At 75.3% G+C, this 23,432-nt stretch carries 29 protein-coding genes; 16 read left to right on the top strand and 13 right to left on the bottom strand.

What is annotated here, in order from left to right; translation table 11 throughout:
* Positions 1 to 2: 2 nt before the first annotated feature.
* From MF672_RS17735 to MF672_RS17725, 3 genes are all read right to left on the bottom strand, one after another.
* Positions 3 to 1,511: an FAD-dependent oxidoreductase gene (locus MF672_RS17735; RefSeq protein ID WP_242383323.1), complete on the bottom strand. Its 1,509-nt coding sequence runs from the start codon at positions 1,509 to 1,511 to the stop codon at positions 3 to 5.
* Positions 1,508 to 1,915, bottom strand: a complete 408-nt coding sequence (locus tag MF672_RS17730) for a hypothetical protein (RefSeq protein ID WP_242383322.1) — start codon at positions 1,913 to 1,915, stop codon at positions 1,508 to 1,510. Before MF672_RS17730 ends, MF672_RS17735 begins: the two co-directional genes overlap by 4 nt.
* 117 nt (positions 1,916 to 2,032) lie before the next feature.
* Positions 2,033 to 2,584 (bottom strand): EF-hand domain-containing protein, encoded by a 552-nt coding sequence (locus tag MF672_RS17725; RefSeq protein WP_242383321.1) that lies wholly within the window; start codon positions 2,582 to 2,584, stop codon positions 2,033 to 2,035.
* 159 nt (positions 2,585 to 2,743) lie between these two features.
* Here MF672_RS17725 and MF672_RS17720 point away from each other — a divergent pair, with 159 nt between their 5' ends.
* The 3 genes from MF672_RS17720 to MF672_RS17710 are packed head-to-tail and all read left to right on the top strand — an operon-like array spanning position 2,744 to position 4,937.
* The gene (locus MF672_RS17720) at positions 2,744 to 3,136 is read left to right on the top strand and encodes a GntR family transcriptional regulator (RefSeq protein WP_242383320.1); all 393 of its coding nucleotides are present in this window, start codon (positions 2,744 to 2,746) and stop codon (positions 3,134 to 3,136) included.
* Positions 3,133 to 3,978, top strand: coding sequence for an ABC transporter ATP-binding protein (locus tag MF672_RS17715; protein WP_242383319.1), 846 nt, complete (start codon positions 3,133 to 3,135; stop codon positions 3,976 to 3,978). The genes MF672_RS17720 and MF672_RS17715 overlap by 4 nt, the downstream gene beginning before the upstream one ends.
* Positions 3,975 to 4,937: an ABC transporter permease gene (locus MF672_RS17710; RefSeq protein WP_242383318.1), complete on the top strand. Its 963-nt coding sequence runs from the start codon at positions 3,975 to 3,977 to the stop codon at positions 4,935 to 4,937. Before MF672_RS17715 ends, MF672_RS17710 begins: the two co-directional genes overlap by 4 nt.
* A gap of 15 nt (positions 4,938 to 4,952) precedes the next feature.
* On the opposite strand, the gene MF672_RS17705 is transcribed toward MF672_RS17710, so the two are convergent.
* Positions 4,953 to 5,696 (bottom strand): SDR family oxidoreductase, encoded by a 744-nt coding sequence (locus tag MF672_RS17705; RefSeq protein ID WP_242383317.1) that lies wholly within the window; start codon positions 5,694 to 5,696, stop codon positions 4,953 to 4,955.
* A gap of 86 nt (positions 5,697 to 5,782) precedes the next feature.
* Between MF672_RS17705 and MF672_RS17700 the strand changes: the two genes are divergently transcribed.
* Together MF672_RS17700 and MF672_RS17695 are read left to right on the top strand one after the other, a co-directional pair.
* Positions 5,783 to 6,271, top strand: a complete 489-nt coding sequence (locus MF672_RS17700) for an RrF2 family transcriptional regulator (protein ID WP_242383316.1) — start codon at positions 5,783 to 5,785, stop codon at positions 6,269 to 6,271.
* Positions 6,272 to 6,307: 36 nt separating this feature from the next.
* On the top strand, positions 6,308 to 6,850 hold the full coding sequence (locus MF672_RS17695) for a YciI family protein (protein ID WP_242383315.1): 543 nt from the start codon (positions 6,308 to 6,310) through the stop codon (positions 6,848 to 6,850).
* Positions 6,851 to 6,875: 25 nt separating this feature from the next.
* On the opposite strand, the gene MF672_RS17690 is transcribed toward MF672_RS17695, so the two are convergent.
* The gene (locus tag MF672_RS17690; RefSeq protein ID WP_247815280.1) at positions 6,876 to 7,517 is read right to left on the bottom strand and encodes a TIGR03085 family metal-binding protein; all 642 of its coding nucleotides are present in this window, start codon (positions 7,515 to 7,517) and stop codon (positions 6,876 to 6,878) included.
* 107 nt (positions 7,518 to 7,624) lie between these two features.
* Between MF672_RS17690 and MF672_RS17685 the strand changes: the two genes are divergently transcribed.
* Positions 7,625 to 8,566, top strand: coding sequence for a TIGR01777 family oxidoreductase (locus MF672_RS17685; protein ID WP_242383830.1), 942 nt, complete (start codon positions 7,625 to 7,627; stop codon positions 8,564 to 8,566).
* Positions 8,567 to 8,576: 10 nt separating this feature from the next.
* On the opposite strand, the gene MF672_RS17680 is transcribed toward MF672_RS17685, so the two are convergent.
* The gene (locus tag MF672_RS17680) at positions 8,577 to 9,539 is read right to left on the bottom strand and encodes a hypothetical protein (RefSeq protein WP_242383831.1); all 963 of its coding nucleotides are present in this window, start codon (positions 9,537 to 9,539) and stop codon (positions 8,577 to 8,579) included.
* Between the two features lie 125 nt (positions 9,540 to 9,664).
* Here MF672_RS17680 and MF672_RS17675 point away from each other — a divergent pair, with 125 nt between their 5' ends.
* Entirely contained in the window at positions 9,665 to 10,150 is a 486-nt protein-coding gene (locus MF672_RS17675) for a carboxymuconolactone decarboxylase family protein (RefSeq protein ID WP_247815279.1), read from the top strand.
* Positions 10,151 to 10,227: 77 nt separating this feature from the next.
* Here the strand turns inward: MF672_RS17675 and MF672_RS17670 are convergent, their stop codons facing one another.
* On the bottom strand, positions 10,228 to 10,449 hold the full coding sequence (locus MF672_RS17670; RefSeq protein WP_242383833.1) for a DUF3072 domain-containing protein: 222 nt from the start codon (positions 10,447 to 10,449) through the stop codon (positions 10,228 to 10,230).
* 99 nt (positions 10,450 to 10,548) lie between these two features.
* Positions 10,549 to 11,148, bottom strand: a complete 600-nt coding sequence (locus MF672_RS17665) for a methyltransferase domain-containing protein (RefSeq protein ID WP_242383834.1) — start codon at positions 11,146 to 11,148, stop codon at positions 10,549 to 10,551.
* A 58-nt stretch (positions 11,149 to 11,206) separates the two neighbouring features.
* On the opposite strand from MF672_RS17665, the gene MF672_RS17660 reads away from it, so the two are divergent.
* The 3 genes from MF672_RS17660 to cpt all read left to right on the top strand — a co-directional run bounded on the left by MF672_RS17660 (position 11,207) and on the right by cpt (position 12,936).
* Complete coding sequence (locus tag MF672_RS17660) at positions 11,207 to 11,842, top strand: TetR/AcrR family transcriptional regulator (RefSeq protein ID WP_242383835.1); 636 nt, start codon at positions 11,207 to 11,209, stop codon at positions 11,840 to 11,842.
* A 100-nt stretch (positions 11,843 to 11,942) separates the two neighbouring features.
* The gene (locus tag MF672_RS17655; protein ID WP_242383836.1) at positions 11,943 to 12,374 is read left to right on the top strand and encodes an ester cyclase; all 432 of its coding nucleotides are present in this window, start codon (positions 11,943 to 11,945) and stop codon (positions 12,372 to 12,374) included.
* A 22-nt stretch (positions 12,375 to 12,396) separates the two neighbouring features.
* A complete protein-coding gene (cpt, locus tag MF672_RS17650; RefSeq protein WP_247815278.1) occupies positions 12,397 to 12,936 on the top strand; it encodes a chloramphenicol phosphotransferase CPT in 540 nt (179 codons plus the stop codon).
* 79 nt (positions 12,937 to 13,015) lie between these two features.
* Here cpt and MF672_RS17645 read toward each other — a convergent pair whose 3' ends face one another.
* The 3 genes from MF672_RS17645 to MF672_RS17635 all read right to left on the bottom strand — a co-directional run bounded on the left by MF672_RS17645 (position 13,016) and on the right by MF672_RS17635 (position 15,322).
* Positions 13,016 to 13,795 carry an ABC transporter permease gene (locus MF672_RS17645; protein WP_242383519.1) on the bottom strand — a complete coding sequence of 260 codons (780 nt, stop codon included), beginning with the start codon at positions 13,793 to 13,795 and terminating at the stop codon, positions 13,016 to 13,018.
* The gene (locus MF672_RS17640; protein ID WP_242383518.1) at positions 13,795 to 14,730 is read right to left on the bottom strand and encodes an ABC transporter ATP-binding protein; all 936 of its coding nucleotides are present in this window, start codon (positions 14,728 to 14,730) and stop codon (positions 13,795 to 13,797) included. The genes MF672_RS17645 and MF672_RS17640 overlap by 1 nt, the downstream gene beginning before the upstream one ends.
* 91 nt (positions 14,731 to 14,821) lie before the next feature.
* Positions 14,822 to 15,322 (bottom strand): MarR family winged helix-turn-helix transcriptional regulator, encoded by a 501-nt coding sequence (locus MF672_RS17635; protein WP_242383517.1) that lies wholly within the window; start codon positions 15,320 to 15,322, stop codon positions 14,822 to 14,824.
* 92 nt (positions 15,323 to 15,414) lie between these two features.
* Here MF672_RS17635 and MF672_RS17630 point away from each other — a divergent pair, with 92 nt between their 5' ends.
* From MF672_RS17630 to MF672_RS17615, 4 genes are all read left to right on the top strand, one after another.
* Positions 15,415 to 16,275, top strand: a complete 861-nt coding sequence (locus tag MF672_RS17630) for an aldo/keto reductase (RefSeq protein WP_242383516.1) — start codon at positions 15,415 to 15,417, stop codon at positions 16,273 to 16,275.
* 69 nt (positions 16,276 to 16,344) lie between these two features.
* On the top strand, positions 16,345 to 17,034 hold the full coding sequence (locus MF672_RS17625) for a response regulator (protein ID WP_242383515.1): 690 nt from the start codon (positions 16,345 to 16,347) through the stop codon (positions 17,032 to 17,034).
* On the top strand, positions 17,031 to 18,521 hold the full coding sequence (locus MF672_RS17620) for an ATP-binding protein (protein WP_242383514.1): 1,491 nt from the start codon (positions 17,031 to 17,033) through the stop codon (positions 18,519 to 18,521). Before MF672_RS17625 ends, MF672_RS17620 begins: the two co-directional genes overlap by 4 nt.
* Positions 18,518 to 19,048, top strand: a complete 531-nt coding sequence (locus tag MF672_RS17615; protein WP_242383513.1) for a hypothetical protein — start codon at positions 18,518 to 18,520, stop codon at positions 19,046 to 19,048. Before MF672_RS17620 ends, MF672_RS17615 begins: the two co-directional genes overlap by 4 nt.
* 37 nt (positions 19,049 to 19,085) lie before the next feature.
* Here MF672_RS17615 and MF672_RS17610 read toward each other — a convergent pair whose 3' ends face one another.
* Positions 19,086 to 19,802 (bottom strand): MBL fold metallo-hydrolase, encoded by a 717-nt coding sequence (locus MF672_RS17610; RefSeq protein WP_242383512.1) that lies wholly within the window; start codon positions 19,800 to 19,802, stop codon positions 19,086 to 19,088.
* A gap of 18 nt (positions 19,803 to 19,820) precedes the next feature.
* Positions 19,821 to 20,603: an alpha/beta fold hydrolase gene (locus tag MF672_RS17605; RefSeq protein WP_242383511.1), complete on the bottom strand. Its 783-nt coding sequence runs from the start codon at positions 20,601 to 20,603 to the stop codon at positions 19,821 to 19,823.
* An 80-nt stretch (positions 20,604 to 20,683) separates the two neighbouring features.
* Between MF672_RS17605 and MF672_RS17600 the strand changes: the two genes are divergently transcribed.
* Positions 20,684 to 21,586, top strand: a complete 903-nt coding sequence (locus tag MF672_RS17600; protein WP_247815277.1) for an AAA family ATPase — start codon at positions 20,684 to 20,686, stop codon at positions 21,584 to 21,586.
* A 75-nt stretch (positions 21,587 to 21,661) separates the two neighbouring features.
* Positions 21,662 to 23,377, top strand: a complete 1,716-nt coding sequence (locus MF672_RS17595) for a helix-turn-helix domain-containing protein (protein ID WP_247815276.1) — start codon at positions 21,662 to 21,664, stop codon at positions 23,375 to 23,377.
* Positions 23,378 to 23,432 lie beyond the last annotated feature (55 nt).

Genomic DNA, 23,432 nt, shown 5'->3' with positions numbered 1-23,432 from the left:
GCTCACCCCTCCGGCTGTACGGGCTCCAGCGGCTCGACGGCCGGGCCCTGCAGGACGCGCCCGTCCACGCCGAAGCGGGAGCCGTGGCAGGGGCACTCCCAGGTGCGCTCGGCCTCGTTGAACCCGACCACGCACCCCAGGTGAGTGCACACCGCCGACACGGCGTGCACCTGGCCCTGCTCGTCCCGGTAGACCGCGCACCGGCGGCCGTCCAGCTTGACCACCTTGCCCTGCCCCGGCCCGAGCCCGGCGACCTCGGACCCGTCGCCCGCCGCGAGGCGGTCGGCGACGAAGTGCCGGGCGACGGACGCCTGCATCTTCGCCATCGGCCCCGCCTCCTGCAACGGGTGCAGCCGGCGCGGGTCGTACAGCCCGGCCCACTCCGGCTCCTGCCCGCCGATCAGCGCGGACAGCAGCAGGCCCGCCATCACGCCGTTGCTCATGCCCCAGCCGCCGAACCCGGTGGCGACCCAGGCGTGCCGGGCGCCCGGGTGCAGCGGCCCGGCGAACGGCAGCCGGTCGGTGGTGTGGTTGTCCTGGGCGGCCCACCGGTGGGTCAGCCTGACCCGGGGGAAGTGCTCCTCCGTCCAGGCGGCGAGCCGGTCGAACCGGTCCTCCACCCGGCCGCTGCCCGGCTTGAACGACTCGCCGGTGACGACGAGCAGCAGGTCGCCGCCGGGCAGGGGCGCGGTCCTGACCGAGCGGGTGTTCTCCTCGGAGGTGATGTACATGCCGGCGGGGTCGTCGCCGGGCGGCAGCGTGCCCGCGACGACCAGCTCGCGGGTGGGCTCCATGCGGGCGAACAGCAGCGACCGGTCGAAGATCGGGTAGTGGGTGGCCACCACGACGTCGGCGGCGGTCACCGTGGCCCCGCCCTCGGTGCTCACCCGGCACGGCCGGCCCTCGTGCAGGCCGGTGACGCGGGTGCGCTCGAAGATCCGGCAGCCCCGGGCGGCCATGGCGTCGGCGAGGCCGAGCAGGTACTTGCGCGGGTGGAACTGGGCCTGCCCGTCCACCCTGACGGCGGCGGCGACGGGGAACGGCAAGGGCGTCCCGGTGACGAACGACGCGGCGAGCCCCGCCTCGGCCGCCGCCCGCGCCTCGGCGCGGATCTGCTCCACCTGGCCGGGGGAGCGGACGTAGGTGTAGGCGGGGCGGCGCTCCAGCTCGCAGTCCACGCCCAGCTCGGCCGCCGTGCGCGCCACGTGCTCGACGGCCTCCTGCTGGGAGCGGGCGTACCGGCGGGCGGTCTCCGGGTCGCGGCCGGCCAGCTCGGCGTAGATGAGCGTGTGCTGCGCGGACAGCTTGGCCGAGGTGTGGCCGGTGACGCCGGCCGCCGGCCGGTCCGCCTCCAGGACGGCGACGGTCCGGCCGGCCCGGGTGAGCTCCCACGCCGCCGACAGGCCCGCGATGCCGCCGCCGATCACGGCCACGTCCACCGTGAGGTCCTCGGTGAGCGGCGGGTGCTCGCGCGGCGGCGCGGACTCCATCCAGTACGACGACGTGCTCACGCTTCCCCCGCCTCCTGGGAGCGCTGCTTCAGCTCCGCCTCGTACACGTGCCGCCGCCCGCCCGTCAGCCGGTCGCGCACCTCGCCCTCCAGCTCGCGGAAGGCCGCGTAGTAGCCGTCGTCGTACTCCTCGACGATCTGGAACGTCCACCGGCCGGGCAGGACGTCCCGGCCGACCAGCTCGGCCAGGTGCCGGGCCAGGTCGTCGTGGCCGGCCTTGTCCAGCAGCTTGACCGCCTGGTCGAGGGTGGCGTGGGCGGAGCCGGTGAGCTGGTGGAAGGAGTAGAGGTGCCCGCGGGCCCGCTCGACCGTCTCCAGCGCCTCCGACACCATCCCGGCGGCCTCCACGGCCTGGTCGTCGGCGCCCTCGGGGCGCCGGTGGTCCTGATCGGGTGTGTATGCCATGGCCACCGCGTTACCCCGGGGCGCGCGAAGGATGCGCGCAGGTCAGCCCGGCCCTGCCCGACCCTGCCCGGCCCTGCCCGGCCGGTGACGCGGGCGCCCGCGTCACCGGCCGGCCGGTCAGCGGCCGATGCGGCCGAAGAACAGGCTGCCCGGCGCGTCGAGGTCGGGGGAGTAGTAGAACTCGCGTACCGCGCGGACGAACTCGAGGCGGCTGACGGCCCCGTCGCCGTCGGTGTCGAGCTGCTGGAAGACCTCCAGGGCGGCCGGGTCGTTGACGTCCCAGACCTTCAGGTACTGGTGGAACTCCGGCTTGCTGATCGTGTTGTCACCGTCGGAGTCGATGACGTCGAAGATGGCGTGCGTCAGGCCCTCGACCATGTTGAAGCGGCTGGTGTCGACGCTCGCCGCGAGGCTCGCCCGGTGGTATTCCTCCCTGGCCAGCCGGTCCTGGCCGTTCGCGTGGCGCAGCAGCTCCACCCAGAACATCTGGTAGGCGATCGTCAGGGCCTGCGCGCGGCGGTCGCTCTTGTCGATCCGGTACGTGTTGAGGTAGCGGTCGATGAGGCGCTGGTAGTCGGCCCATTCGACGTAGCCGTCGTTGTCGGTGTCGGTGGCCGCGAACAGCTGGTCGAGCTTGGCGGCGATCGGGTCGGCGCTGGTCATGGTCATGTGTGCCCCCGGTGTTTCGGTGTGGTGCGCCCTGGCGGGCAGGTCCATCTAACTACTCTCCGTGACGATCGTCGGCGTGGCGTACCTCGTCGGCGTGTTGACAACAACGGGCGGATATAACACCCTTTCACTACTCAAATAGGGAAAGGGTGTTTTCGTGTGATCGAGTTCAGCCTGGACCGCGGCTCGGGGGTCTCGACGTACCTGCAGCTCGTCCACCAGGTCAGGCAGGCGCTCAGGCTCGGCACGCTGCGGCCCGGCGACCAGCTGCCGACCGCCCGCGAGGTGGTCGAGAGCCTGGCCATCAACCCCAACACCGTGCTCAAGGCGTACCGGGAGCTGGAGCGCGAGGGGCTGGTCGAGGGGCGGCCGGGCATGGGGACGTTCGTCCGGCAGGGCGTCGCGGGCGCGACGCTCGCCGAGCACACGCGGCTGCGGCGCGGCCTGGAGGCGTGGGTGCGCGAGGCCCGCGCGGCCGGGCTCGACCAGGAGGACCTGCGGGCCCTGTTCGCCGTGGTCCTGGCCGGCACGGCGAAGGAGGGCGTGGCGTGAGTCCCGCACTGGAGGCGACCGGCCTCGGCGTCCGCCACCGCCGCACGTGGGCGCTGCGCGACTGCTCGCTGTCGGTGCCCGCGGGGCGCGTGGCGGCGCTCGTCGGGCCCAACGGCGCGGGCAAGACCACGCTCATGCACACGGCCGTCGGCCTGCTGCGGCCCGCGCGCGGAAGCGTGCGGGTGACCGGCGAGGCCGCGTTCGTGGCCCAGGACAAGCCGCTCTACGACGGCTTCACCGTCGCCGAGATGCTCGCCTTCGGCCGCCGCATGAACCGCCACTGGGACGGAGCCGCCGCCGTGGCCCGGCTCGACCGGCTGGGCATCCCCCTGACGCGCAAGGCCGGCCGGCTGTCCGGCGGGCAGCAGGCCCAGGTGGCGGTCACGCTGGCGCTGGCCAGGCGGCCCGACCTGCTCGTGCTGGACGAGCCGCTGGCCAACCTCGACCCGCTCGCCCGCCACGACGTGATGCGCTCGGTCATGGCCGAGGTGGCGGGGCGGGAGCTGACCGTGCTGCTGTCCTCGCACGTCGTCGCCGACCTGGAGGACACCTGCGACTGGCTGGTCGTGCTGAACGGCGGCCGGCTGCAGGTCAGCGGCGACATCGAGGAACTGCTCGACGGCCATCTCGTGCTCACCGGCCCGGACGGCGCCTCCGCGGCGGGCACCCGGGTGGTGGCCGCGAGCCGTACCGGCAGGCAGGTCAGCATGCTGGTCAAGGGGCCGCCGCCGGCCGACCCCCGCTGGCGGGCGCGGCGGCCCGGCCTCGCCGAGCTCGTCATGGGCTACCTGCGCAGCCCCGGGTCCGCGGCGCTGCCGCACCTGACGGAGGTGGGCGCGTGATCTGGGTGACGTGGCGCCAGCACCGGGCGCAGATCCTGCTGACCGCGGGCCTGCTCGCGCTGCTCGGCGCGCTGCTGCTCGGCTCGGCGCTGGAGGCGCGCGGGTACGTCGCCGAGCACGCCCCGCCCGGCTGCCCGGGCCCCGCGCCGGCCTGCGGCGAGGTGGCGGTGGCGCTCGCGCTGCGCTACGACGCGGTCTACTCGGTGTTCGGCTGGATGCCGCTGGTGGCGCCGGCGCTGATCGGGGCGTTCTGGGGCGCGCCGCTGCTCGGCCGCGAGTTCGAGCGCGGCACCCACCGCCTGGCCTGGACGCAGTCCGTGCCCGTGTGGCGGTGGCTGGCGGTCAAGCTGTCGGTGCTCGGCGGGGCGGTCGTGGCGGGCGGGCTGCTGCTGTCGCTCATGGTGAGCCTGTGGCGGCCGGTGTTCCGGGAGGGGGTCGACTCCACGTTCGGCAACCTCGGGGTGTTCAACATGGTCGGGGTGGCTCCGGCGGCGTGGTGGCTGTACGCGTTCGCGCTGGGCACGCTGGCCGGCGCGCTGTTCCGGCGCACGCTGCCGGCGATGGCGCTGGTCGTGGCCGGGGTGGCGGTGACGATGTTCGTGCTGTTCCGGCTGAGCGACCACTACGCCGAGCCGGCGCGCGCCGAGCTGTCCGGCACCGTGCTGCTGGACGACCAGGACGCCCGGCTGGTGCGCGCCGCCTGGGTGGAGCCGTCCGGGCGGGAGGTGGCCGAGCCGTCAGGCACCGGCTGCCCCCGCCGGGTGGACGCGGGGCAGAGCGACCGCAACGCCGAGGCGTGGCGGGCCTGCCTGTTCGGCAAGGGCTACCGGTACGCGGTGTACTACCACCCGCCGTCCCGGTTCTGGCGCTTCCAGTGGACCGAGGCGGGGATCCTCACGCTCGCCTCGGCGGCCCTCGGCGGGCTGGCCGTCCGCCGCACCCTGCGCCGCCCCGGCTGAGGCCGCGGGCGGGACCTACTTCTGCTCGCGCAGCCACTCCTCGAACGTGGTCGGCGCGATCCGCGCGCCCTCGGCCGGCAGCAGCACGTTGCCGGCCATCGCGGGGCCGAACAGCCCCTCCCAGGTCGGCACGAGCGTGACCTCCCGGCCGCGCGCCTGGAGGGTGCGCCGGGCCATGTCGACGAGGTCCTGCGTGCCGGGCCCGGCGACGTCGGCGTAGCGCCCGCGCGGCTCGCCCGTCACCAGCTCGGCCAGGACCGCGGCCACGTCGGCGGGCGCGATCGGCTGCATCAGCAGCGGCGGGACGGCCGCCACGCCGTCCCGCTCGGTCCAGCCGGCCACCATCTCGGCGAAGTCGTGGAACTGCGTGGCCGGGACGATCGTCCACGGCACCGGCCCGGCCTCCACCAGGCGCTCCTGCTCGCGCTTGCCCGCGTAGTGCGCGTTGCCCTCGATCCGGTGCACCCCGGCGATCGACAGCAGCACGTGGTGGCGCACGCCGGCCCGCCGCTCGGCGGCCAGCAGGTTGCCGGTGGCCCTGGCGAAGTAGGCGACGGTCTCGTCCCGGTCGCCGGTGGGCCCGTTGGTGGCGTCCACGACGGCCTCGACGCCGGTGAGGGCGTCGTCGAGGCCGTCGCCGGTCACCAGGTCCACGCCCAGGGAGCGGCTGACGCGCACGACGTCGTGCCCGTCCCGTTCGAGGGCGGCCACGGTCAGGGAGCCGATGTTGCCGGTGGCGCCGGCGACGGCGATCCGCATGATGATCACTCCTTCGTCACGTTCGGTCAGTCAGGACCATATCTCGGACTAAACAGGTCCGCAATATCCGCGATATGCTGGCGGACGTGAAGCTGCCCGTGAGCACCGAATGGCTGTTGCACTGCGCCGCCTCGCTGGCGCAGCTCGAACCCGGCGTCACCGCGTCGGCGGCCCAGCTCGCCGAGTACTACGACCTGCCGGGGCCCTACCTCGCCAAGCAGCTCCAGTCGCTGGTCAAGGCGGGCGTGCTGGCGGCGACGACGGGGCCGCGCGGCGGGTTCCGGCTCGCCCGCGCACCGGCGGAGATCACGTTGCTGCAGGTCGTGGAGGCGGTGGACGGCGCGTCCTCGCCGTACGAGTGCCGCGAGATCCGCCGCCAGGGACGCGGCGCGCTGCCCGAGGAGGACTGCCGCAAGGCCTGCGTGCTCGCGGTGCGGATGGCCGAGGCGCACCGGGCGTGGCGCGGCAGCCTGGCCGGGGTCACGCTCGCCGACGTCCTCGCCGACCTGCCGCCGGGCGCGCCCGCCCGCACCCGCTCGCTGCTCACCGGCGCCCGGGCCGCCGCCGGCGGGTGACGGCCCGGCGCGGGCCGCGTGATAGGGAGTGTCGGCATGGAGTTCTTCTGCTACCACCGCGACCGGCCCGGCTCGGCCGCCCTGCGCGCCGAGCTGGTGGAGGAGCACTGGTCCTACATGGACCGGTTCGAGGCCGAGCTGATCGCCCGCGGCCCGACGCTCGACGGCGACACCGCGACCGGCAGCGTGCACATCGTCGACCTGCCCGACGCCGCCGCCGCGCGGGCGTTCGCCTTCGACGAGCCCCTCTACCAGGCCGGCGGCTACCGGGACGTGCTGCTGCGCCGCTGGCGCAACCTGCTGGGCCGCACCATGTGGGACTTCCCCGGCGGCCGGGCGGGCGGCACCCGGTTCCTGGTGCTGGGCCTCGGCGAGGGGCCGGCCGCCGACCTGACGCCGCCGCCGGACCGGGACGCGCTGATCGCCTACGGGCCGCTGCTGTCGGACGACGGCGGCGCCTGGTTGGGCACGGCGGCGCTGGTGCGGGCGCCGGACCAGGACGCGGCGCGCGCCGTCCTGACCGCCGCCCGGTACGCCGCCGTCGAGGTGCACGCCTGGGAGTTCGGCGGCCGGCGGTAGCGCCTGCCGTCACGCCCGGCGCGGGTCACATGCCGAAGGGGGCGGCGCGCACCGCCTCGACCGCCGCGGCGGGGCCGCTCAGCTCGGCCCGCGCCGCCTCGCGCCGGCCGAAGAGGTAGAGCAGCAGCTCGCCGGGCGGCCCGGCGAGGCGGGCCACGGGCGTGCCGCGGCGGGCCAGGACGGTCCTGGCGGTGCCCGCCCACCGCAGCTCCAGCCCCGCGCCGCGCAGCCGCCGCGCGAGGAACCAGGGGGCCAGCCGGACGTTGCGCCACAGGGCCTCGTCCATGGCGGGCCCGAACGTGCGCGGGCCGAGCCCGTTGGCCCGCCGGACGTCCTCGTGGTGGACGAAGAACTCGTTCAGGCTGGGGAAGCGGCGCACCCAGCCGAGCCGGAAGAAGCCCGGCGGCGGCCCGGCCCGCAGCGTCGCGACGAGCCGGCCGAAGTCGCGCCGCGCCAGCGCCCGCCTGCGCCGCTCGGCGAAGCGCCCCCACGCGCCGGGGATCACCAGGCCGGGCCCGGCGAGCGGATCGACGTCCCGCAGGACGAGGTGCGCGGCGAGGTCGCGGGTGGTCCACGGCGCGAGGAGGGTCGGCGCCTCCGGGCCGAGCTCGTCCAGCAGATCGGCGAGGCGGGCCCGCTCGGTGGCGTCGAAGAACACCTGGGCCATACGCGGGAGTGTAGTGGGACCGAGGCCCGGCGGGGAGTGCCGCCCGCCTTTGAACACGTTCAGGGCCCTGCGTTACGCTCGTCCAGGACACCTTGGGGGAGAGCCGGATGAAGATCGTGATACCCGGGGGAACCGGGCAGGTCGGCGCCGTCCTCGACCGCGCGCTGACCGCCGCGGGCCACGACGTCGTGGTCCTGACCCGGCGGCCGGCCCGCGACCGCGACGTCCACTGGGACGGCGCGACCACCGGCCCGTGGGCGAAGGAGCTCGACGGCTGCGACGTCGTGATCAACCTGGCCGGCCGCAGCGTCAACTGCCGCTACACCCCCGACAACCTGAGCGCCATGCTGACCTCCCGGGTCCGGTCCACCCGAGCCGTGGGCGAGGCGATCGCGGCCGCCGCCCGGCCGCCGCGCGTCTGGCTGCAGATGAGCACCGCCACCGTCTACGCCCACCGCTTCGACGCCCCCAACGACGAGAAGACCGGCGTGCTCGGCGGCGCCGAGCCCGGCGTGCCCGCCTACTGGGCCCGCAGCGTCGAGATCGCGAAGGCGTGGGAACGGGCCCAGGAGGAGGCCGCCACCCCCGGCACGCGCAAGGTGCGCCTGCGCGCCGCCATGGTGATGAGCCCCGGCCGGGGCGGCGTGTTCGAGACGTTGCTGCGCCTGGCGCGGCTCGGCCTCGGCGGCCCGGTCGCGGGCGGCGCGCAGTACGTCTCCTGGATCCACGACCGCGACCTCGTGCGCGCCGTGGAGTTCCTGATCGCCCGCGACGACCTCGACGGCCCGGTCAACCTGGCCGCGCCCGCCCCGCTGCCGCAGCGCGCGTTCATGCGGGAGCTGCGGGCCGCGTGGGGCGTCCCGGTGGGGCTGCCCGCGACGCGGTGGATGGCCGAGGTGGGCGCGTTCGTGCTGCGCTCCGACACCGAGCTGCTGCTGAAGAGCCGCCGCGTGGTGCCCGGCCGGCTGCTGGCCGAGGGGTTCGCCTTCGAGTACCCGGCCTGGCAGCAGGCCGCGGCCGACCTCGTCCGGCGGGTGCGCGGACGCTGAGCCCCCGGGCTCAGCCCAGCTCGGCGATCAGCCGGCGCAGCGTGTGGAAGGCGGGCTTGGGGGAGTAGTCGTCGCGCAGCACGCCGAACCGGTGGAACAGGTCGTCCTTGGAGCTGTCGGCGTCGCGGAGGGTGAACAGCTCCCAGTGGGTGACGTTCAGCTCCGCGCGCAGGGCGTGCACGGTGCGGACGACGCGCTCCAGGACGACCGCCTGCCGCTCCTCCGGCCGGCCGGGGCCGGTGGGCCAGCCGTTCTCGCAGACCCGGATCGGCACCGAGGCCGGGACGCCCGCGGTCGCGAGGTCGCGTTCGCGGAAGTCGCGCAGCAGCCGTTCGACGGCGGCGGGCAGCTCGTCGGGGCTCAGCGGCGGGCCGAACACGTCCGGGTAGAGGTCGATGCCCGCGTAGTCGGGCGCCGCCGCGAACTCCGCGCCGCCCGTGTCCCTGACCTCCGCCCAGAACCGGTCGGTGGCCGGGTCGAAGACCGGGACCACGGCGAACCCGATCGCCGCCGTCGCCCCCGACTCCCGCTTGGCCGCCGCGGCGGCCGGCACGCCGCGCACCAGCGCCTCCAGCGCCCCGGGGAAGGCGCCGTCGGCGGCGGCCCCGGCCGAGGCCAGGTTCGGCTCGCCGGTGATCTGCAGCGCGGCGAAGTCGCGCCCGTGCCGGGTGACCACCTGCGACACGAACGACACCCACGCCGGCACGTCGCCGCCCTGGTCGCGGTAGCAGAGCACGAGGTCGAGCGGCACGCCGATCGCGGCGAGCTGCGCGATCTGGCCGTGCGCGGTGGCCGTGGAGGCGGGGCCGTACCAGGGCACGTACATGCGGGGCAGCAGGGGGCGGCCGTCGCCCTGCAGCTCGGCGAGGGCGCGCCCGATCGCCGCGTAGTCGTCGGGCGGCCCCACGGCGAGCCCGTCGGGGCCGGCGGCCATCGCCAGCGGGAAAACGCCGAACACGAGGGGAGCGGTCATGCCTCCGATCGTAGGCGGTGACGTGGATCACCGGGCGACGCCGTCACAGGCGCGGGCCCGGCGGCATCTTGTGTGCGTCAGGCCGCCGCGAGCGGCACGCACCACCCGAACGAGGACACCACATCATGGAACCCCGCATGGATCTGATGGCCAACCCGCTCGGCGCGAAGATCGCCAAGCGGATCTACAACGTCGCCCTGGCGATCACCCAGTCGTCGCTGCCCCGGTCCGTCCAGGACCTCGTCATGTTGCGCGCCAGCCAGATCAACGGCTGCGGCTTCTGCGTCGACTACCACACCAAGGACGCCGCCGCCGCCGGCGAGAGCGCGGTCCGGCTCCACCTGGTGGCCGCCTGGCGTGAGTCCACCGTGTTCACCGAGGCCGAGCGGGCCGCGCTGGCGCTCGCCGAGGAGGGCACCCGCATCGCCGACGCCCACTCCGGCGTGTCGGACGGGACCTGGGCGAAGGCGCGCGAGCACTACGACGACGACCAGCTCGCCGCCCTGGTCTCCCTGATCGCGATGATCAACGCCAACAACCGGCTCAACGTCATCGTGCGCAAGCCGGGCGGCTCCTACCAGCCCGGCGCGTTCGCCGCCCTCGCGGACTGACCGCCCACCCGGCCCGGCCCCGCCCGGCCCGGCCCATCCGGCCCGGCCCGGACACGTGCTCCGGGCCGGGGCGCGGGTCACTTCCCGGCGTCCCGCTCCTCGCCGGAGGAGCGCAGCCGCTCGCTGTCCTGCTGCAGCTCGTCGATCATCCGGGACGCGTCGGCCTTGCTGAGCCCGTCCGGCACCTCCCGGCCCGCCTCCCTGGCCAGCGTGCGCAGGTAGGACTCCTGCGGGCCGGTCATGGGCTCGTCGCCGGTCGTCCACTCGTCCGGGTCCTTCTCCACCGGTCCATGGCTCATGTCGGTTCTCTCCCCGAACGCACGTTCACTTGCCCATCCCGCAGTGCCCCGCGCGCCGCGCGGCAAACCCGCCCAGGCTCGACGGCACCTGCGAAGCCCTCACTCCTTGCGCAGCGTGAACCAGAAGGTCGGCACCGGGTTCGTGCCGGGCGTGACGTCGGTCAGCTCCCAGCCGGCGAACCGGGCCCGCAGCTCGTCGGCGGTGACCCCGGCGAACAGGTCGGCGTCGAACGCCCCGGGCCCGTAGCCGAACATCAGCAGCCGCGCGCCGGGCGCGGCCCGCCGGGTGACGCCGCCGGCGTAGTCGTCGCGGCGGTGCGGCGGGATGCCGCAGTAGCAGCTCAGGTCGAAGAACAGGTCGTAGGGGCCGGGGGCGTCCAGCTCGTCGAGGCGGGTGGCGTCCCCGCACAGCACCCGGACCGCGTCCCGGGCTCCGGCCGCCGCGGCCTTGGCGCGGGCCTGCCCGGCGGCCTGCTCGATCAGGTCGACGGCGACGACGTCCCAGCCGTGCCCGGCCAGGTAGACGGCGTTGGTGCCGGTGCCGCAGCCCAGCTCCAGCGCGCGGCCGGGCGGCAGCGCACCGGGGCCCTCGACGAGGGCGATCAGCTCGGGCGGGGTGACGCCGGTGTCCCACGGCGGCCGGCCTGCGCGGTAGTACTCCTCCAGCTCCCTGCGGACGGCCACTTCCTGCTGGTCCATGCTCGCTCCGTTCGTAGAGTTAAACTCTAGTGTTCGACTCTAGAGATATACTCGGGACATGGACACCGTCAAGCGGCCGGACAAGCGGGCCGAACGCTCGCGCCTCACCCGGGAGAAGATCGTCCAGGCGGCGCGCGAGCTGTTCGTGGCGCAGGGCTACGGGGCGACGAGCCTGCAGGAGGTCGCCGACCGGGCGGGGGTCGCCGTGCAGACGGTCTACTTCGTCTTCGGCAACAAGCGGGCGCTGTTCAAGGACGTCGTCGACACCACGATCGCCGGCGACGGCGAGCCGGTGGCGACCATGGACCGCGAGTGGTTCCGCTCCGCGTGCGCCGAGCCCACGGCGCGCGGCCAGCTGCGCGCACACGTGCGCGGCACCGGCGCGGTGCTCGCCCGGGTCGCCCCGATCATGCCGGTGATCGCCGCGGCGGCGGCCACCGACCCGCAGATCGCCGCGCAGTGGCCGGCCGGCCCCGACCCGCGCCACACCGTCCAGCGCGCCGCCGCCGAGGCGCTGGCCGGCAAGCCCGGCCTCCGCCCAGACGTCCCGGTCGACCTGGCCGCCGACCTGCTGTTCGGCCTGCTCAGCCCGGAGCTGTACCTGCTCCTCGTGCGCGACCGCGGCTGGCCGCCGCGGCAGTGGGAGGAGTGGGCGTACACGACGCTGGCCGCCCAGCTCTGCGACGAATCCTGAAGACGAATCCTGAAGACGAATCCTGAAAACGCATCACATTTCGCCGCGCTGTCTCGTCTGTACGTGCGAAGGCACAGTGACACGAGCTTGGAGGCCCGGCATGGCGACGGCACAGGAGATCCGCAACGAGGAGACGTACCACCGCTTCCACGACGCGATCAACAGCGGCGACCTGGAGGTGATCGTCAAGACGGTCGAGGAGCTGATGGCCCCGGACGCGCGCTTCCACACGGCCGAGGGGCCGGTGCCGGCCGTGCCGGCGCAGCGGCGCGTGTGGGAGGTGCTGCTGCGCGCCTTCCCCGACCTGCGCGTGGCGCTGGATGACCTGATCGCCGCCGGGGACAAGGTCGTCGTGCGGCAGACGGTCACCGGCACGAACTCCGGCGAGTACCGGGGCGCGCCGCCGACCGGGCGGCCCGTCTCCTACCACGAGATCTTCATCGTCCGCTTCGCCGACGGCCGGATCACCGACCTGTGGGGCATCGTGGACGTCCTCACGCAGCTCCGGCAGCTCGGCCACGTCGAGGCCTGACCGGGTCTCCTAGGATGGCGCGATGATGACTCAGGTGATCGTCCTCAACGGCGGCTCCAGCTCGGGCAAGTCCACGATCGCCCGGGCCCTGCAGACGATCCTCCCCGACCCCTGGCTCGCCTTCTCCGTCGACACGCTGGTCGAGGCGCTGCCGCCGGCGATGCGGGACGCGGAGGCGGGCCTCGTCATCGGCGCGGACGGCAGCGTGAACGTCGGCCCCGAGTTCGCGGTCATGGACGGGGCCTGGACGGCGGGGATCGCCGCGATGGCCCGCGCGGGCGCCCGGGTCGTCGTGGACGACGTGTTCATCGGCCAGGCGGCGTCCCGGCGGCGCTGGCAGGACGCCCTGGCCGGGCTGGCCGTGCTGTGGGTCGGCGTGCGCTGCGACCCGGCCGTGGCCGCGGCCCGCGAGGCGGCCAGGGGCGACCGGCCGGCCGGGATGGCCGCGTCGCAGGCCGCCGCCGTCCACCAGGGCGTGGCCTACGACGTGGAGGTGGACACCACGCACGCCGGTCCGCTGGAGTGCGCGCGGGCCGTCGCCGCCCACGTCGCACGGCCCTGACCACCCGGGCGGCGGCACGAGCGGCGGCACGGGCGGCGGCACGGGGCTCCGTCGCGGCCGGGGCGGGTGGCCGGCGCGGTCAGCGGGTGTGGTCGGCGCGTTCCCACCACAGCGCGGTCGCGACCGCCCCGGCCGCCCCGGTGAGCACGACCAGGAGCACGCCGGGCAGGCCGGGCGGCTCCTGGCCCGGCCCGGCGATCCCGGCGTACAGGCCCGGCACCGACCAGGGGAAGACGGCCCCGTAGCCGAGCGCGGCGATGACCTGGGAGGCGAAGATGACGCAGAACAGCACCCCGACGGCGGCCAGGTAGCCGCGCCCGGCGCTGGCGGCCAGCGCCAGCGGCGTGGTCGTCAGCGCGGCCAGCCCGGCCGCCGCCAGGACGTGCCCGGCCCCGGCGGCCGCGGCGGGCGCGGACCAGCCGGGCAGGCCGAGCCCCGCCCCGATCAGCAGGCCGAGACCGGCGAGCAGCAGGGCCAGCAGCAGCGCCCAGACCGCGGCGACGGCGAACTTGGCCGCCACCACGGCGGTGCGGGAGGTGGGCAGGGCCAGCAGGTCGGTGGCGGTGCGGTCGCTGAACTCGCGGCCGAACAGCCAGATGGCGACCAGCCCGTACACGCCGAGCCCGCCCACCGCGACGGCCTGGGCGAGCAGCGCGAGGTAGCCGGGCCAGTCGGCGCTCGCGCCGGAGAGCTGCGCCTTGCCGCCGAGCAGGCCGAACGCCCGCGCCCGCGCGGGGTCGACCAGGATGAACATGAACATCCCGCACACCAGCGCGGCCACGGTGAAGGCCAGCGCGGTGATCCAGGGCAGCCGGCTGCGCCGCACCTTCAGCAGCTCGGCCCACAACGCCGCGCGCATCACCGCTCGCCTTCCGCGTCCCGCGCCGCGACGGTACGCAGGAAGAACGACTCCAGGTCCTCCTCCTCCAGGCGCAGCTCGGCGGGCGGCACCCCGCCGTGGACCAGGACGGCGGCCACCCGCTCCGGCTCGGCCAGGGCGCGGTCGTCGGCGAGCAGCAGCCCGGCCGGCCCGGCGGGCTCGGGACGGTAGCCGTGGGCGCGCAGCACCGCCCCGGCGGCCGCGTCGTCGCGGGTGGCCAGGCGCAGCCGGCGGCGGCGGTGCCGGTCCAGGTGGCCGGGATCGTGCTCGCCGACCAGGCGGCCGTGGTGCAGGATGCCGACGCGGGTGGCCAGGCGGGCGACCTCGGCCAGCAGGTGGCTGGACAGGAACACGGTGGTGCCCTGCCGCTCCGCCAGCCCGGCGAGCAGGGCGCGGATCTCGGCGACGCCGGCCGGGTCCAGCCCGTTGACCGGCTCGTCGAGGATGAGCAGGCCGGGCGCGTGGATGAGGGCCCTGGCCAGGGCCAGGCGCTGGAGGTTGCCGAGCGACAGGGTGCGGGCGCGCCGGTCGGCGTAGGGGCCGAGCGCGAGGCGGTCGATGATGTCGCCGGGACCGGCGGGCAGGCGGCGGAGGCGGCGGACGACGTCCAGGTTCTCGCGGACGGTCAGCTCCGGGTAGGCGGCGGCCGCCTCCACCAGGTAGCCGACCCGCGCCCAGGCCGACCGGTCGCCGGCGGAAACGTCCGCGCCGAGGACGCGGGCCGTGCCGCCCGTGGGGGCGATCATGCCGAGCAGCATGCGGATCAGGGTGGTCTTGCCGGCGCCGTTGAGGCCGAGCAGGGCGTAGATCTCGCCCCGCTCGACGCGCAGGGTGACGTCGTCGACGGCCCGCACGGGGCCGTAGCGCTTGCTCAGGTGGGCGACCTCGATGGGGCACGGGGTGCGTGGGGCCACGGGGCACATCCTCGTCGTCTCGTCGCGGACTGGACGTGCCGACCAGGCTTCCCGGCTCACCTGCCACCAGCGTACCTCCGCCGGGCCGGGATCACACGTCCGGCCCGAAGATCTCGGGGTACGGGCCGGGGCGGCCGGGCGTCGGGTCCAGGCGTTCCCACAGGAGGCTCATGATCTCGCGGAGCTGCGCCACCTGCTCGCCGGTGAGCGGGTCCAGCAGGTGCCGGCGCACCTCGGCCACGTGCGCGGGCGCGGCCCGCTCCAGGACGGCCAGGCCCTCGACGGTCAGCTCCGCGAACGTGACGCGCCGGTTGTCCGGGTTGGGGGAGCGGCGCACCCAGCCGCGCTCCTCCAGCCTGGCCACCGCGTGCGACAGGCGGCTGAGCGAGGAGTAGACCAGCGTGGCCAGGTCCGTCATGGTCATGCGCCGTCCCGGCACCTCCGCCAGCGTCGCCATGATCATGTAGTACGTGTACGGCATGCCGGCCTCGCGCTGCAACTGCCGGTCGAGGGCGTCGGTGAGCAGCCGGGTCGTCCACAGGAACGCTCGCCAGGTGCGCTGCTCGTCGCCGTCGAGCCATCGGGTCTCCACGCCCGCCATCCTAACTTGAACTCTCAACGGAGGAGCTGTAGCGTCCACACTTGAAAGCTCACTTGAGCGCTCAATCGTTTGAAGGAGTCATCATGCGCATCGGGGACCTCGACGCGGGCCGCATCGGATTCGGCGCGATGCGGCTGGCCGCCGACGGCACCGTCTGGGAGCCGCCGGCCGACCGGGCGGCCGCCGTGGCCGTCCTGCGCCGGGCCGTGGAGCTGGGGGTGCAGCTCATCGACAGCTCCGACGCGTACGCGCTCGGCGCCAACGAGGAGCTCATCGCCGAGGCCCTGTACCCGTACGCCGCCGACGTCGTGATCGCCACGAAGGGCGGCGTGACCCGGCCGGGCCGCGAGGAGTGGATCCCGCTCGGCCGCCCCGAGTACCTGCGCCAGCAGGCCGAGCTGAGCCTGCGCCGGCTGCGCCGCGACGTCATCGACCTGTACTACCTGCACCGCGTCGACCCGCAAGTGCCGCTCGCCGACCAGGTCGGCGCCCTGGCCCGGCTGCGCGAGGAGGGCAAGATCCGGCACATCGGCCTGTCCGAGGTGAGCGTCGCCCAGCTCGAGGAGGCCCGCGCGGTCGCCCCCGTCGCCGCCGTGCAGAACCTCTACAACCTCACCGACCGCACCCACGAGCAGGTCCTCGACCACGCGGCCGAGCACGGGCTGGCGTTCGTGCCGTTCTTCCCGATCGCCGTCGGCGAGCACGCCGCGCCCGGCGGCCCGCTGGCCGAGGTCGCCGCCGAGCTGGGCGCCACCCCCGCCCAGACCGCGCTCGCCTGGCTGCTGCACCGCTCGCCGGCCGTCCTCCCCATCCCGGGCACGACGTCCGTGGCGCACCTGGAGGAGAACGTCGCGGCGCAGCGGCTCACCCTGACCGCCGGCCAGTACGCCCGCCTGGACCGCCTGGCCGCCCGCGACCGTGACACGACCATGACAGTACGCTGACGAGGTGGGGACAGGCCCGGCCCACCATGGAGTGATGTGCAGACCGGCGGGCCAGTGACGGAGCGTGTGGTGAAACTCGGCGGAACGTCCCGGGTGCTGTTGATCGAGGACGACCCGGCCGTACGGGAGGGGCTGGAGCTGGCCCTGACCCGGCACGGGCACCGGGTGCGCGCGGCGGGCTCCGGCGAGCAGGGGCTCGACCGGCTGCGCGCGGACCTGCCCGACGTCGTCGTGCTCGACCTGATGTTGCCCGGCATCGACGGGTTCGAGGTGTGCCGCCGCATCCGGGCCGTCGGCGAGGTGCCGATCATCATGCTGACGGCGCGCGGCGACGACATGGACGTGGTCGCCGGCCTGGAGGCGGGCGCCGACGACTACGTCGTCAAGCCGGTGCAGCCCCGGGTGCTCGACGCCCGCATCCGGGCCGTGCTGCGGCGCATCGGCCGGGACCAGGCCGAGCTGGAGCGGCACGGCGACCTCACCATCGACCGCGCCTCGCTGACGGTGGCCCGGCGCGGCGTCCCGGTCAGCCTCGCCCCGACCGAGCTGCGCCTGCTGCTCGAACTGTCCGGCACGCCCGGCCGGGTGCACAGCCGCCAGCAGCTGCTGGAGTCGGTGTGGGAGCACGGGTACTTCGGCGACTCGCGGCTCGTGGACGCGTGCGTGCAGCGGCTGCGCGCCAAGATCGAGGACGACTCGGCCGCGCCGGTCTACGTGCAGACGGTGCGTGGGTTCGGGTACCGGTTCGGCCCGGTTTGAGCCGGCCGGCGCGGCCCTGGCCGAGCCTGGGCCTGCGGGCCCGGCTGCTGTCCGCCTTCGCCCTGCTGTGCGTGGTCACCACGGCGGCGGTGGCCGGCGCGATGTACGTCCAGGCCCGCAACGACATCCTGCAACGCGCCCAGGACGCCTCGGTGCAGACGTTGCGCGGCCGCCTGCAGGCGCTCGACCCGCTGCCCGACGCCACGCCGGGCCCGGCCGAGCTGATCGCCGTCGCCACCGCCCTGCCCGACGACGCCAACGTGGAGTTCGCGGTCGCCGTCCGGGGCGACTGGCACACGCCGGTCGCGCCGCCGGAGCGCTGGCGGCCGGGAGGGCGGGTGCTGGCCCTGGGCCTGGGGGCGATCCCCGCCGACTTGCGGCAGATGGTGGCCGACGGCCGGCTGGCCTGGCAGCGGGTGGTGCGGGACGACACGCCCTGGCTGATCCTCGGCGCGCCGCTGCTGGTCAGCGGCCCGGACGGGACGGCGCGGGCGTCCGGCGCCGAGGTCTACGCCGCGCGCAGCCTGCTCGCCGAGCAGCGCAGCATCGACCTGCTGGCCGCCCGCGCCTGGGTGACCGGCGGGGCGGCCCTGGCGTTCGCGGTCGTCCTGGCGTTGCTGGCCACCCGCGGCGTGCTCGTCCCGGTGCGGGAGCTGGGCCGCGCGGCCCGCCTGCTGGGCCAGGGCGAGCTGCGCACCAGGATCGCGGTGCGCGGCGCCGACGAGCTGGCCGACGTGGCGCGCACGTTCAACGACACCGCGGCCGAGCTGGAACGGCACGTCAGGCAGCTGCGCGAGATGGAGGCCGACGCCCGCCGCTTCGTGGCCGACGTCTCGCACGAGCTCCGCACCCCGCTGGCCGCGCTCGCCGCGGTCGCCGACATCCTGGAGGAGGAGGCGTCCCGGCTGCCCGAGCCCGCCGGCCGGGCCGCCAGGCTGGTCAGCCAGGAGACGCTCAACCTCACCGCCCTGGTGAACGACCTCATCGAGATCAGCAGGTTCGACTCCGGCGTCGCGGCCCTCGCGCTGAACGAGGTGGACGTGGCCGACCTGGTGCGCGCGACCCTGCGGACCCGGGGCTGGTCGGAGCAGGTCGAGACGGAGCTGCCGCCCGCGGTGACGGCGCGGCTGGACCCGCGCCGGGTCGACGTCATCCTCGCGAACCTGGTCGGCAACGCCCTGCGGCACGGCGAGCCGCCGGTGTCGGTGCGGCTGTCCGCCGGCCCGCACTGGATCGCCCTGGAGGTGCGCGACCACGGGCCAGGGCTGGACGAGGCGACGCTGCCGCACGTGTTCGACCGGTTTTACAAGGCCAGCGCGGCCAGGGCCAGGTCCGAGGGCAGCGGCCTCGGCCTCGCCATCGCGCGGGAGAACGCGCGGCTGCATCGGGGCGACCTCACCGTCGCCAACGCCCCGGACGGCGGCGCCCTGTTCACGCTGCGCCTGCCGTGCCGGACACCCGACCCGGAGACGGGGGACTCCGCATGAGCACGACCCGCCTGCTGCTCGCCGCGTTCACGGCCCTGGCGTCGCTCGCCGCCCTGGGCGGCTGCGGCGTGCGGCCCAGCGACGCCATCGACGCGGGCCGGCCGCCGGCCGTGGCGGTCGCGACGGCCACGCCCGGCGCCCCGCCGAACGAGCCTGCCCTGCCGGCCACGATGATCACCCTCTACCTGGTCAAGGACGGCCGGCTCAGCGCGGTGACGCGGACCGCCGGCCCGCTGTCCGTGGCGGACACGCTCGCGCTGCTGGCGGCCGGCCCCACCACGCGGGAGCGGCGGCGCGGCCTCACCACCGACGTCCCGTCCGGGGCCGGCCCGTTCTCGGTGACCCGCGCCGAGCCGGCGGGCGGCCTGGTGGTGACCCCGTCCGTCGCGGCCGGCGAGCTGTCCGCGCTGGGCGTGCGGCAGATCGTCTGCACGGCGGCCGCCGGCGTGCGGGCGAGCCCCGACCAGGTCACCGTGACCGGCGGGAGCGGGAGCGCCGGCCCGCGCGACTGCCCGCAGCGGCGGTGACCGGAGGTGCCCTGCCGTCCGTCCGCGCCGGGTGGGTTCAGGCGCGGCCGGCGGTCTGGACCGCCTGGCGCACCTGGGCCGGTGAGGTGCGCCAGGGAGCGCCGTGGCCAGGGAGGACCCAGGACGCCGACAGCCCGGCGATGCGGTCGAGGGAGGAGAGCGCCTCGGCCGGGTCGTCGGTGAAGGGCGCCGGCTGGGGGCCCGTGCGTCCGGTGAGGACGTGCCGCGTGGTCAGGGCATCGCCGACGAAGACCGCGTCGGCGAGCGGGACGTGCACCGCCACGCTTCCCGGCGAGTGCCCCGGCATCCCCACGATCACCGGACGCCCGGGCAGGTCCAGGACGTCGCCGTCGGCGATCTCGGTGACCTCCCTGACGTAGTGGGTGCGCAGGCCGTTCTTGCGGAGGGAGTAACCGAAGAACCCGAGCGCCGGGCCGAGCCGCAGGGGGCCGAGCGCGGTCTTGGGCTTCTCTCCTGTGCGGGCGCGCACCGCGTCGGCGGCGTGCACGAACACCGGTACGCCGTGCGCGCCGCGCAGGCGTTCGGCGAAGCCGAGGTGGTCGGCGTCGCCGTGGGTCAGGACGAGGCCGCGGATGTCGTCGGCGGACTTGCCCAGGGAGCGGAGCTCGCGTTGCAGGTCCTGCCAGTGGCCGGGCAGCCCGGCGTCGATGAGCGTGATGCCCTCGGGGGTGTCGACGAGGTAGCAGGCCACGACGTCGTTGCCGAGGCGGTGCAGGTGAGGGGCGAGTTTCATGTGACTTCTCTCTGCGGGTCAGAAGACGTTCTTGAGGAAGGGCAGGACGGCCTGTGCCGTACGGCCGGGGAATTCCGACATCGGGTAGTGGCCGGCGTCGTCGATCATCACGGCCTGCCCGCGCAGCAGCGACGCCTGGGCCCGCGCCTCCACCGCCGGGTCGGGGAAGTAGGGGTCCTTGGCGCCCATGAGGACCAGGGACAGGCAGCGGACCTGCGGGATGGCCTCTTCGGCCTGCGGGCCGTGGTCGAGCAGCATGCCCCGCATCGCCGCGCGCCGCCGCGGGTCGCGCAGCATGGACACCAGCCTGGCGCGGTGTTCGCCGAGGTCGGCGGGCTTGGCGCTCGGGTGCGACAGGGCGTAGTAGGCGCCCCACAGCCAGGGGGACGACACGAGCAGCCGGACGCGGGCGCGGTCGGCGGGGCTGACCGCGACGGTGCGGATGAACCCGTCGATCGCGACGATGCCGGCGACGCGTTCGGGGGCGTCGGCGGCGGCGTGGATGACGCCGCCTCCGGCGTAGGAGTTGCCGAGCAGGACGGCCGCGGGCGCGTCCAGGTGCTCCAGGAGGGCCACGATGTCGTCGCCGACCGCCGGCTGGGAGTAGTCGCTCCACCCCGCGGACGACTCGCCGTGGCCGCGCAGGTCCATCGTCACCACCCGGTAGCCCGCCTCCACCAGGATCGGGCGCAGCGACCGGTAGGCGTCGCGGGTGTCGCCGAGGCCGGGTACGCACACCACGAGCGGGCCTTCCCCGTGGAGGTCGTAGGCCAGGCGGCCTCCCGGCACGTCGATGAACATGCGGCGTCCCCCCTGATCGAGTGATCCATGTGTATGACGGTAGGGATGAAGCTGTACGTCCGGTATCGGATGATTGACTGATGCTGCGGGGACGAGAGCGAGAACAGGCGACGATCAGGGCCCTGATCGCGCAGGCCAAGGACGGCCGGAGCGGGAGCCTGATCATCCGGGGCGAACCGGGGATCGGCAAGTCCGCGCTGCTCGGCCTCGCCGCGGAGTTGGCGGAAGACCTGCGGCAACTGCGCGGCACCGGCATCGAGACCGAGGCCGAGCTGCCCTTCGCGGCGCTCCACCTGCTGCTCCGTCCCGCCCTCGACCGCCTGGGCAAGCTGCCGGAGCCGCAGGCGAGGGCGCTGGAGGGCGCGTTCGGCCTCGCCACGGGAGCGCAGGACAGGTTCCTCATCGGCCTGGCCGCGCTGTCGCTGCTCACCGAGCTGGCCGAGGACGGCCCGCTGCTCGTCCTGGTCGACGACGCCCAGTGGATGGACCGCTCCTCGGCCGAGGCGCTGCTGTTCGCGGCCAGGCGCCTGCACGCGGAGGGCATCGCCCTGATCTTCGCGGCCAGGGACACCTTCGAGGCGCCGGGGGTGCCCGACCTGCGGCTCACCGGCCTCGACCGGCAGGCCGCCGACGACCTGCTGCGCGACCACGCGCCCGGTCTCGGCCCCGCCGTGCGGGCGCAGGTCCTCGCGGTGAGCGGCGGGAACCCGCTGGCGCTGATCGAGCTGCCCCAGGTGCCGGACGCTCAGGAGCCGCTGCCGCTGCCCCGCCGGATCCAGGAGGCCTACGAAGCGCGCATCGCCGTGCTGCCGCCCGGCACCCAGACGATGCTGCTGGTCGCGGGCCTGGACGACGCCGGCGACCTGGACGGCGTGGTCCGCGCGGCGGGGACGCTCGGCGTGGGCGCCGCCGCCCTCGGCCCGGCCGAGCGCGCGGGTTCCTGTCCACCGCGGGCGGGCGGCTGTCCTTCGGCCATCCGCTGATGCGTACCGCGGCGGTGGGCCGGGCCGCCTACGACGAACGCGTGGCCGCCCACCGCGCGCTGGCCGGGGCGCTCGATGACGACCAGGACGCCGACCGCCGCGCCTGGCACCTGGCGGCCGCCGTCACCGGCCGCGACGAGACCCGTCGCCGCCGCGCTCGAACAGGCGGCCGGCCGCGCCCGCGAAAGGGCGGGCTACGCGGCGGCCGCCGCCGCCGGGCTGGCCGCCCGGCTCACCCCCGGCCTGGGCGAGCGCGCCCGGCGGCTGACCCTGGCCGCCGAGGCCACCGCCGACGCCGGGGCGCTGGAGCACGCGCAGGTCCTGGCCGAGCAGGCGCGGCGGCTCGGCGGCGACCCGCTGACCCTGGCCAGGCTGGCCGGCCTGCGCGGCCGGATCGCGTTCGACCGGGGGATCGTGCACGACGCGCACCGGATCCTCGTCGACGGCGCCCTGTCCGTCGCCGGGCTGGACCGGAAGGAGGCGGCGCTCCTCCTGCTCGACGCGGTGCGCAACGCCTGGTACGTCAGCGAGCCCGGCTTCGTCGCCGAGGGCGCGGCGCGGCTCGCGGAGCTGCCGCTGACGCCCGAGGACGGGGTGGACGGGTTCGTCCGGGCCGCCCGCGCGATGGCCGACTTCCTGGCCGGCGACCTGGAGCGGGCGCTGCCGCCCTTCCGCGAGCTGATCGCCCTGGCCACGGCGGTCCCCGCCGGGATGACGGCCCTGCGGATCAGCATCTGCTCGCTGGCCGGCATCTCGGGCGACTTCGACAACGGGATCGCCATCGCGGAGTCGGTGGTCGAGGAATGCCGGGCCGACGGCATGGCCGGGCTGCTGACGCTGGCCCTGGCGGTGCTGGCCATCCACCAGATGTACCTCGGCCGGTTCCACGACGCCGTCACGACCGCCGCCGAAGGCCGCCGGCTGGCCACCGACATCGGCCAGACCCACCGCGTCGCGCACTTCGAGAGCGCCATGGCCCTGGTCGCCGCCGCCCAGGGCCGCGAACTGGACTGCCGTGAGCTGGCCGGACGCACGATCGCGCACCACGAATCCCATCCGGCGGCGACGATCGTCGGCTGGGCCGAATGGGCGCTCGGCCTGCTCGATCTCGGTCAGGGCCGCTTCGCGGACGCGCTCGAACGCTTCGACGCCGCCGTCCGCGGGCCGCTGCGGCATCAGATCATGCCCATCTACTTCGCCCCCGACCAGATCGAGGCCGCCGCCCGGCTCGGCCTGGCCGGGCGCGCCGTGGAACCGCTCGCCCGCTTCGAGTCCTGGGCCACGGCCGCGCGTCAGCCGTGGGCCGAAGCCGTGCTGCACCGCTGCCGCGCCCTTCTCGCTCCCGACGAGGAGGCCGGGTGGCACTGGGAGCAGGCCGTACGGTCGCACGCCGAGGCGAACAGGCCCTTCGAGCGGGCCCGCACGGACCTGCTCTACGGCGAGTGGCTGCGCCGCGCCCGCAGGAGGAACGAGTCCCGCACCCGCCTGCGCGCCGCCCTGGAGACCTTCGAACGGGCCGGCTCCGCGCCCTGGGCGGACCGCGCCCGCGCCGAGCTGCGCGCGGCCGGGGAGACGGTCAGCGCGGGCGCGCCCACGGCGATCACCCTGCTCTCCCCGCAGGAACTCCAGGTGGTCCGGCTGGCCGCCACGGGAGCCACCAACCGGAAGATCGCCGCCCAGCTGTTCATCAGCCCCAGGACGGTCAGCCACCACCTGTACCGCGCCTTCCCCAAACTCGGCGTGACCACCCGGACCGAGCTCGCCAACCTCGACCTCGACCCGCCGGGCTGATCGTCCCCGGCGCCTCCGCGCGCGGGGTGACGCCCCGGGGCGGGGCGTCACCAGG

Source organism: Actinomadura luzonensis (assembly GCF_022664455.2).
GTDB lineage: Bacteria > Actinomycetota > Actinomycetes > Streptosporangiales > Streptosporangiaceae > Nonomuraea > Nonomuraea luzonensis.
Note: the sequence above shows the minus strand (reverse complement) of the source record. Positions and strands in the feature narration are given on the sequence as shown.

Excerpts from the sequence above, each read along its gene's own strand:
- MF672_RS17730 (WP_242383322.1), bottom strand. The coding sequence starts at position 1,915 with ATGGCATACACACCCGATCAGGACCACCGGCGCCCCGAGGGCGCCGAC.
- MF672_RS17725 (WP_242383321.1), bottom strand. The coding sequence starts at position 2,584 with ATGACCATGACCAGCGCCGACCCGATCGCCGCCAAGCTCGACCAGCTG.
- MF672_RS17705 (WP_242383317.1), bottom strand. The coding sequence starts at position 5,696 with ATGCGGATCGCCGTCGCCGGCGCCACCGGCAACATCGGCTCCCTGACC.
- MF672_RS17695 (WP_242383315.1), top strand. The coding sequence starts at position 6,308 with ATGGAGTTCTTCTGCTACCACCGCGACCGGCCCGGCTCGGCCGCCCTG.
- MF672_RS17690 (WP_247815280.1), bottom strand. The coding sequence starts at position 7,517 with ATGGCCCAGGTGTTCTTCGACGCCACCGAGCGGGCCCGCCTCGCCGAT.
- MF672_RS17685 (WP_242383830.1), top strand. The coding sequence starts at position 7,625 with ATGAAGATCGTGATACCCGGGGGAACCGGGCAGGTCGGCGCCGTCCTC.
- MF672_RS17680 (WP_242383831.1), bottom strand. The coding sequence starts at position 9,539 with ATGACCGCTCCCCTCGTGTTCGGCGTTTTCCCGCTGGCGATGGCCGCC.
- MF672_RS17675 (WP_247815279.1), top strand. The coding sequence starts at position 9,665 with ATGGAACCCCGCATGGATCTGATGGCCAACCCGCTCGGCGCGAAGATC.
- MF672_RS17670 (WP_242383833.1), bottom strand. The coding sequence starts at position 10,449 with ATGAGCCATGGACCGGTGGAGAAGGACCCGGACGAGTGGACGACCGGC.
- MF672_RS17665 (WP_242383834.1), bottom strand. The coding sequence starts at position 11,148 with ATGGACCAGCAGGAAGTGGCCGTCCGCAGGGAGCTGGAGGAGTACTAC.
- MF672_RS17660 (WP_242383835.1), top strand. The coding sequence starts at position 11,207 with ATGGACACCGTCAAGCGGCCGGACAAGCGGGCCGAACGCTCGCGCCTC.
- MF672_RS17655 (WP_242383836.1), top strand. The coding sequence starts at position 11,943 with ATGGCGACGGCACAGGAGATCCGCAACGAGGAGACGTACCACCGCTTC.
- cpt (WP_247815278.1), top strand. The coding sequence starts at position 12,397 with ATGATGACTCAGGTGATCGTCCTCAACGGCGGCTCCAGCTCGGGCAAG.
- MF672_RS17645 (WP_242383519.1), bottom strand. The coding sequence starts at position 13,795 with ATGCGCGCGGCGTTGTGGGCCGAGCTGCTGAAGGTGCGGCGCAGCCGG.
- MF672_RS17630 (WP_242383516.1), top strand. The coding sequence starts at position 15,415 with ATGCGCATCGGGGACCTCGACGCGGGCCGCATCGGATTCGGCGCGATG.
- MF672_RS17615 (WP_242383513.1), top strand. The coding sequence starts at position 18,518 with ATGAGCACGACCCGCCTGCTGCTCGCCGCGTTCACGGCCCTGGCGTCG.
- MF672_RS17610 (WP_242383512.1), bottom strand. The coding sequence starts at position 19,802 with ATGAAACTCGCCCCTCACCTGCACCGCCTCGGCAACGACGTCGTGGCC.
- MF672_RS17605 (WP_242383511.1), bottom strand. The coding sequence starts at position 20,603 with ATGTTCATCGACGTGCCGGGAGGCCGCCTGGCCTACGACCTCCACGGG.
- MF672_RS17600 (WP_247815277.1), top strand. The coding sequence starts at position 20,684 with ATGCTGCGGGGACGAGAGCGAGAACAGGCGACGATCAGGGCCCTGATC.
- MF672_RS17595 (WP_247815276.1), top strand. The coding sequence starts at position 21,662 with ATGACGACCAGGACGCCGACCGCCGCGCCTGGCACCTGGCGGCCGCCG.